The sequence below is a fragment of the Paenibacillus sp. Leaf72 genome (assembly GCF_001422685.1).
In the GTDB taxonomy this organism is placed as follows: Bacteria; Bacillota; Bacilli; order Paenibacillales; family Paenibacillaceae; genus Pristimantibacillus.
Map to the genome: position 1 here is coordinate 476791 of NZ_LMLV01000034.1, position 6905 is coordinate 483695.

Sequence of the window (6905 nt, forward strand, 5' to 3'; positions counted from 1 at the left end):
ATTCTCTGCTTGTTGACTTATTTTGCAACATTTATGATAGTAGTAATAATTTACTCACTTGGAGGTGGCAGCAAATGATAGATTCATCGTGGATCGATTGCCTGTTGACCGGTTATTCTCATCATACATCACCATTCACCGGCTCCTTGCAAAAGGGCACAGCTGACAATCGCTTGCTCCTGCGGTTCCAGGTAAAAGGAACATGCCGTGTCGAGATTAACGATGAGACATATGTTGTGCAGCCCGGCGATCTGATCATCCGCAAGCCAGGGGAATACTACCGGCTAGTGGTTGAGGCCGATAAAGACGCTGACGCCTCTCAGCCAATTGAGAGCGCCGATTACTACTTAACCTGCAGCCAAGCATGGGTTCAGCAGTGGTGCAGCCGGAACGATTTTCCAAGCAAGGTTCATCTGGATACGGCAGAAGACTTCTTGGCATTGTGGAGAAAACTGATCTATGAGAAGCGGAATATTCATGGGGATAATGCGGAAATGTTAGACGCTTTAATCAAAGTTTTATGTCTAACTATCGAGAGATATGTAATACGGAAGCAGACGGCGACGGCCTCCAGGCCGGAGCTCAACATTCCTTACAAAATGAAGCAGTATTTGGAGAAGCATGCTACCGAGCCGCTGACGCTGACCCATATCGCAGAACGTTACGGCATCAGCGTATCGACAGCCTCCCACTTGTTCAAGCAAGCGTTCGGGCAATCTCCAATGCGTTATGTCATTGAGATCAGGCTGTCTATTGCCTCAGAGAGAATTCTATACAGTGACATGAAACTGGAAGATATCGCAGAAGCCTCCGGGTTTCGCAGCTATCCTTATTTCTGCCGCGCCTTCCGGGCTCATTTTCACGCCAGTCCCAGCAAATACCGTGTTCGGAATCAGCTTCACAAGGCAGAGAAGCCTTAATTGGAACGAAGCAGCTATATATTGCCGCTGCTCCCCGCTACAGCCTCAGGCGGTATTGATGCGGAGACACGCCCATAATCCGTTTGAACAGGCTAATAAAATAAGAGGTGCTCGTAAACCCTACCTGCTCGCCGATCACTTCTACGGATTTGTTCGTCGTTTGAAGCAGACTGCAAGCCTGCTGCATTCTGCGGGCTGTCAAATAGCCCGTAATATTGCTACCCGTCTCTTGCCGAAACAGCCGGGACAAATAAGATTTTGACATGTGGAGCTCGTCCGCAAGCAGCTCCAGCTGAAAGGGCTCCCCGTAATGATTTTCAATCCATGCCATAACACGTTCCGATTGGCGAATCGGCTTCATATGTTCCTCCTGCCTGGGCCCCGGAATAACCTTTCGTATAATTAACGACAGCACCTTCAACAAATAGAGCGCGCTCTGCTCATCCTTGCTGCTGGCGGAGGAAGCGAGCTGGCTATTCTGGAATGCGGAGCAAGCGGCATTCAACTCTTCATTGCAATCGATCATATCTATGCCCTGCAAAGCGATAAGCCCTTGAAGCATTCGTTTATAGACGTCATAAAGAGACGGAAACGGCTTTAAGTAGCCCTTCATAAATACAGGGTCGAAATGAAAAACGCTGCGTTCATACGGCCGGCTTTCATCCACTTCCGCATAGACATTATGCAGCTGATAGGGTTGAAAATAAAACAGCATGCCCGGCTTAAGCTCGTACGTCTTCTGATTGACGGTAACCGAGCCGTGTCCCTGATGCACAGCCAACACCTCGAAGCCCCGATGCCAATGATAATACCCTTCGAAATCTTGCTGCGACCAGTTGCGGTATGACCAAAGAAAAGATAGTCCCCCGTAGTCCATTTCCTGAAACAGCGTCCCCTTCATTGACTGCACCCCTTCATTTCAACAAGTCAACAGAACAACATTTTTAACCATTGTAGCGTAACTTTGTCCATTTGTCAGAGACTATAATGATAGCAAGCAGCTTAACCACAATAATGGGTAACGAGGGGGCTTACTACTAAATGAATCAGGCATACAAAGAGAAAACATTGGCGCAATTAACCGAAAAGGTAGAGCGCATGATAAACCAAATTGGAGATAAAACGCCTCATGTGGCAAAAGCCAACGGCATCTATGACAGCACAGACGATAATTGGTGGACGTCCGGCTTCTGGCCCGGCCTGCTTTGGGTTATGCATGATGCAACAGGGAAAGAGTCATTCAAGGCAGCCGCTTGGGAATGGGACGCTAAGCTGGAGCGCTGCTTCTGCGAGCATCCCGTACAATTGCATCACGATGTCGGCTTTCAGTTTCTGCCGACTGCTGTCATTAAATACGAATTAACGGGCAATCAGGAAGGTCTGCGAAACGGCTTGGAGGCGGCAAACTTCCTCGCGGGCCGCTTCAACGTGAATGGAGAGTTTATTCGTGCGTGGAACGAGCAAGAGGCGCTCGGCTGGGCCATTGTTGATTGCATGATGAATATCCCCCTGTTGTTCTGGGCAAGCCGCACGACCGGCGACCCGCGTTACAAGCATATCGCGATACGTCACGCGGACACCTTCCTCCGTTACGCCATTCGCGAGGACGGCTCGGTATGTCATATTTTATCTTTTGATCCGGAGACGGGCGCGTTTATAGAACCGCTGGGCGGTCAAGGCTTTTCCGGCTCCTCAGCGTGGAGCCGAGGCAATGCCTGGGCCCTTTATGGCCTCGCGATTGCTTACCGATGCACCGGACTTGAGCGTTATTTGCACGCGGCGAAGCGGGTAGCGCATTACTTTGTCGCTGCCCTGCCGGAAGACTATGTGCCGTATTGGGATTTCCGCGTAGAAAACATAGAAAACGAGCCGCGCGATACTTCCGCTGCCGCCATCGCAGCATCAGGTCTGCTCGAACTTGCTGAGCTGGTTCCATCCGCGGAACGCAGGATCTATAACGCGGCTGCCGAGAAAATCCTGTATTCACTTAGCGAGAATTATGCGACCTGGGACAATCCGGACCATGAAGCGATTCTTCTCCAAGGCACCGGGCATAAGCCTCAGAACGCCAACATCAATGTATCGCTTATATACGGAGACTACTACTTCGTGGAGGCCTTCGCCAAGCTTAACGGCTGGAGCCATCGGATCTTTTAGCCTGCCTCATGTCGTTTATTGTAGAGACATTTTTTGATCTTTGCACTATGGAATACGAATCACAAGAAAATATAGCCTCCATCACAACTCTCACTGAGGTTTTGGAGGCTTCCTCATTACATATTTGTATCTGTCCCTTTCTGTTACTATCTATGACCCAACTATTTTTTCTCCCCTTGTATTCTTGAATCCAGACAACGCCGCGTAGGTTCTGAGATTTTAGTGATTTTAGAGTCGCGCCAAAAAGCTGCTTGCCATCGAGGCAATACGCGCATGACCCTGTTCATTAGGGTGCAAACGATCTGAAGTGAGAACGGAAAGTGTGAAGCGGTTGAACCCACTCTCGGCATATAAGTTCAGCACAGGCAAAGCATATTCAAGGCCTATTTCCTGAATGACCTCGACATAATCAATCAGTCGATGGCCAGCCTGGTTGATGGAGTGTATGTCAAAGCCGTCCTTATCACGCTGCAGAGGCGTCCATAAGCTCAGACGGCATGCGGGATTTTTCGCAAGAATATCCTCGACTAATTCGATATATGCCCCATAGAACGTATGAATATTTCGATCTTCCTTCCGTCCTATAGGTTTGTCCAATCGAAAATCATTGGTACCCGCAAAGATAGTGACACAATCATAACCAAGCTCCATCTTGCGTCCTATATGCACGGTTGCACCATAATCCTTGTCACCGCCTGCAGTAAGCGGGCATCCGTTTTGTCCTGCATTCGTAATAACGGAGAAGCCTAATGCCGCACCTACCAAGGGTTGATAGCCATTAGCTGCTGTAATACTATCACCCAGTGCACACCAGCTTTTTCCATACCATCGTCGTTCATCTTTTATAAGCTCCATTTTCTTCTTTCCCCCTAATAATCCGTTTTCTCTATTATAAAATGTAGCCATCGATGATAAAGTTTAATTTTAGTTTAAACAATAATGAGTACATGATACGATAGGTGTATACATCCCGAAAAATAGAGGTACATTTCCCTGCCCATTCGTAAGCCGGTTAAATAAAATCAGATTCGCAGCCTGAGAGCGGCACGTATCATCTCCTATCCGATTGAACGCAAGCGATTCATACTTGTAAAAACCCAACAATCAGTTAAGCTGATTCACTATGCCCCCACAGCTATCATCTGCGGAGTCAGTGGAGCTGCAAAAATTAGAACAAGCTTAAGCACTTTTTCTGCTTAAGCTTAATAATAAATCAGGTAAATGAGCTACTTAAATAGTGCATCCTTACAACCGACACACAGCACTCCACATGTAAGGAGTGCGTGAATGGAACCAAGCCTTCACCAATCCATATTTCCATGCATCATTGTCGCATATCGTATAGCTCTCGACTAGTCCCTCATATCCCCCGAAAGCAACTAATCTTATTCCGTTGCCGCCTCGCTCAACTCCTGTTCAATCACAGCTTGGATGGCCTCGTAATCGAACGGATTCCCTATTCTCTTGTTGTTAATCATAATGGTCGGAGTCTGCAAAATATTAAAATCCTTCACGAGCTGCTGATCTTGATCGACCCGTACCTGTATTTCTTCCGAGCTCAGCAGGGCTTTGAACTGGTCCTTGTCCAAGTCCGGAACGGACGCCTCTGCTACCTGCATCAGCTTCTCTACTGTAACCCAAAGTCCGTCATGGTCTGCATCCGGCTGCTCCGCAAACAAAGCTTCATGGAAATGCCAGAAATCGTCCGGATTCGATTCAAGCACCGCTTCCCCAGCCAAAGCGCCTAATGCTGATTCTGCCCCATGAAATAGAACATTCACATACGAGAACGAGGCTTGTTTCGTATCTACATAATCTTTCTTTAATTGCGGCCAAATCTGCGAGCTCCATGCTTTGCAGGACGGGCACTTGTAATCTCCGAACTCTACGATAGAAACCTTGGCGGCCTTATCCCCCCATGTAGGCTGGCTGGAAATGGGCGGAGCCTCTGCTGTTTCCTGCTCGATGCCCGTCCGGCTTTTGGAAATCTCGTTAATGGCGAACAGCGCAATAAAAACAACGACAATGACTAAGGTGTACCAAACTAATGTCCTTGATTTCACATTTTTCTTCTTCATCCTGCTTCTGCCCCCTGTACTATTCATAAAATTGCAGCGCTTCGTACAAAAGCTTTTACATCCAATTTAAAGAAGAAATCTCAATTCACCTTAACATATGAGCAATTATTCATCAATCGTCTAACCATATAGAAATCTTGAAAAAACTTCACTACCTGTTGTTAGGGCTACTTCTTAAATAGCAGTATGCCATTCCCACAACGATCATGAAAACACCTATGATATAATAACGAACATGAGTACGAAATGAATTAACAGGCGGGGATGCAAATGAAATTGGAGCGATTGATCTCCATAATCTACAAGCTGCTGAATAACAAAGTTTTGTCTGCCTCGATGCTGGCTGAAGAGTTTCAAGTTTCCCAAAGAACCATCTATCGGGATATCGATGTGATTTGTGCTGCGGGGTTCCCGGTCGTATCCTATCAGGGAATGCATGGCGGATATGGCATAATGGATGGTTACAAAATGGATAAAAGCTTGCTCGGTTCTTACGATGTCGATTCGCTGATCACCGTGCTCAGCAGCCTCGCCACCGTGTTTGACGATGAGCGTGCGCAGGGAACCATTGAACGGCTGCAAACAATCGGGCCCGAGCATCAGACCCCGAGCCTATCTGTCGATCTTGAAACGCGCCGGACGGAACCTGACGCACTTCGCCATTTGCGCACAGGCATTACGAAGCGAAAAAGCGTCCGCTTTGACTATATCAATGCAAATAATGAACGTACGACCCGGGATATGGAGCCGATGTGGCTGCATTTCAAATATAGCAATTGGTACGTTTATGGATTCTGCCGAACACGGCGGGATTATCGGGAGTTTCGACTATCCCGGATGATGAATTTATTTTTGACCGAGGAAAGCTTTCAGCCACATCAAGTGGCACCTAAAGAAGCTGCTATCTCAACTAAAGAATGGCACGATCAGCTGCAAGATGTGGTAATTCGAGTGGGGCCGGAGGCTTTGGCCGAAGTGATGGATCAATTTCACCAGGCTGATAAACAATTTCACGCCGATGGAAGCTTGACGATGCGAATTCCTGTTTATAAACCATTAGAAGCCCGTTGGCTTTGGTCGATTCTGCTGGGTTTTGGGAGTGGTGCCGAAGTCCTTGAGCCCTTAGCATTGCGAGGTATCTTAAAAAAACAACTGCAAAATACACTCCAACTCTATGAAGAAGTATGACGAACTATTGTCATACTTCTTTTTTTATTATAACAACAGAAACAAAATCAAAATTTATGAGAAGTCAAAAGGAGACGTGACGAATGTCAAAACATCCGGTACAAATGTTTGAATATCACACATGGCCAATCAAACTATTTTCGGGAGAATCAAGGAACTCCCATATCGCAAATGGTACTGTATAGGATCAACGACGGAACCTACCACATGGGCAATATTTCTACAATGCTGCGTCTGCTCGACTATGCATTTGCCATGAACGACTACTCCCTTTTTGGTATCAGTAAATGTGTATGAAAAATAGAGTTGCTCCGCAGCTCTGGAAGATCATTCCTTTTTTCACGGACTGAGATTCCGCTATTCTGGCTTTTGATCCGATTTCGGACCGTACGCGGACAGGAAATCCGTTATTGCCCTCATTATCCTGTCAAAATGGCTTTTGGCAGCGCATTAGCGGCTCCTGTGCTCTTCTGTCAATAGAGTGGACACGCCCATTATGCTATTTTTTCGTAATAAAGCTGTTCGAAACGCAAGGGTGACATATAACCAATTGTGCTGTTTG

7 protein-coding genes are annotated in these 6905 nt (G+C 47.0%); 4 read left to right on the forward strand and 3 right to left on the reverse strand.

Annotated elements, in window-relative coordinates; all coding sequences use genetic code 11:
* Positions 1-74: 74 nt before the first annotated feature.
* Complete coding sequence (locus tag ASF12_RS31335) at positions 75-920, forward strand: AraC family transcriptional regulator (RefSeq protein WP_056042959.1); 846 nt, start codon at positions 75-77, stop codon at positions 918-920.
* 37 nt (positions 921-957) lie between these two features.
* Here ASF12_RS31335 and ASF12_RS31340 read toward each other — a convergent pair whose 3' ends face one another.
* The gene (locus ASF12_RS31340; RefSeq protein ID WP_056042962.1) at positions 958-1821 is read right to left on the reverse strand and encodes an AraC family transcriptional regulator; all 864 of its coding nucleotides are present in this window, start codon (positions 1819-1821) and stop codon (positions 958-960) included.
* A gap of 140 nt (positions 1822-1961) precedes the next feature.
* On the opposite strand from ASF12_RS31340, the gene ASF12_RS31345 reads away from it, so the two are divergent.
* A complete protein-coding gene (locus ASF12_RS31345; RefSeq protein WP_056042965.1) occupies positions 1962-3077 on the forward strand; it encodes a glycoside hydrolase family 88 protein in 1116 nt (371 codons plus the stop codon).
* 228 nt (positions 3078-3305) lie between these two features.
* On the opposite strand, the gene ASF12_RS31350 is transcribed toward ASF12_RS31345, so the two are convergent.
* A complete protein-coding gene (locus ASF12_RS31350; protein WP_056042967.1) occupies positions 3306-3932 on the reverse strand; it encodes an SGNH/GDSL hydrolase family protein in 627 nt (208 codons plus the stop codon).
* Between the two features lie 530 nt (positions 3933-4462).
* On the reverse strand, positions 4463-5155 hold the full coding sequence (locus ASF12_RS31355; RefSeq protein WP_056042969.1) for a DsbA family protein: 693 nt from the start codon (positions 5153-5155) through the stop codon (positions 4463-4465).
* Between the two features lie 270 nt (positions 5156-5425).
* Between ASF12_RS31355 and ASF12_RS31360 the strand changes: the two genes are divergently transcribed.
* Both ASF12_RS31360 and ASF12_RS36045 read left to right on the forward strand, forming a co-directional pair.
* Positions 5426-6343: a helix-turn-helix transcriptional regulator gene (locus ASF12_RS31360; protein WP_056042972.1), complete on the forward strand. Its 918-nt coding sequence runs from the start codon at positions 5426-5428 to the stop codon at positions 6341-6343.
* A gap of 207 nt (positions 6344-6550) precedes the next feature.
* The gene (locus ASF12_RS36045; protein ID WP_235533330.1) at positions 6551-6640 is read left to right on the forward strand and encodes a hypothetical protein; all 90 of its coding nucleotides are present in this window, start codon (positions 6551-6553) and stop codon (positions 6638-6640) included.
* Positions 6641-6905 lie beyond the last annotated feature (265 nt).

Excerpts from the sequence above, each read along its gene's own strand:
- ASF12_RS31335 (WP_056042959.1), top strand. The coding sequence starts at position 75 with ATGATAGATTCATCGTGGATCGATTGCCTGTTGACCGGTTATTCTCAT.
- ASF12_RS31340 (WP_056042962.1), bottom strand. The coding sequence starts at position 1,821 with ATGAAGGGGACGCTGTTTCAGGAAATGGACTACGGGGGACTATCTTTT.
- ASF12_RS31345 (WP_056042965.1), top strand. The coding sequence starts at position 1,962 with ATGAATCAGGCATACAAAGAGAAAACATTGGCGCAATTAACCGAAAAG.
- ASF12_RS31350 (WP_056042967.1), bottom strand. The coding sequence starts at position 3,932 with ATGGAGCTTATAAAAGATGAACGACGATGGTATGGAAAAAGCTGGTGT.
- ASF12_RS31355 (WP_056042969.1), bottom strand. The coding sequence starts at position 5,155 with ATGAAGAAGAAAAATGTGAAATCAAGGACATTAGTTTGGTACACCTTA.
- ASF12_RS31360 (WP_056042972.1), top strand. The coding sequence starts at position 5,426 with ATGAAATTGGAGCGATTGATCTCCATAATCTACAAGCTGCTGAATAAC.
- ASF12_RS36045 (WP_235533330.1), top strand. The coding sequence starts at position 6,551 with ATGGGCAATATTTCTACAATGCTGCGTCTGCTCGACTATGCATTTGCC.